The sequence below is a fragment of the Streptomyces beijiangensis genome, from assembly GCF_017315755.1.
In the GTDB taxonomy this organism is placed as follows: Bacteria; Actinomycetota; Actinomycetes; order Streptomycetales; family Streptomycetaceae; genus Streptomyces; species Streptomyces beijiangensis.
The window spans coordinates 1-228 of the sequence record NZ_JAFLRJ010001307.1 but is presented as its reverse complement, the minus strand read 5'-3'; the positions used below and the strand labels follow the sequence as shown (position 1 = coordinate 228).

At 69.3% G+C, this 228-nt stretch carries 1 pseudogene; it reads left to right on the top strand.

Features of this window, described 5'->3' with window-relative positions:
- Positions 1-228 (top strand): annotated as a pseudogene (locus tag J0695_RS41605) (ATP-binding protein); the annotation flags it as partial.

Here is a 228-nt window from a genome sequence, read left to right as displayed (position 1 = left end):
GAACCTCGCCGTGCTCGGCGGCGCGATCTCCCGGCGCCAGTGGTCCAACCCGGTCTCCATGACCGAGGTGCTCCGGTCCGCGATCGCCGAGGTCGAGCAGTACCCGCGCGTGAAACTGGTGCCGCCGATCGACGGCACCCTCCGAGGTCATGCCGTTGCCGACGTCATCCACCTGCTGGCCGAACTGGTCGAGAACGCCACGGTGTTCTCCGCGCCGCACACCCAGGT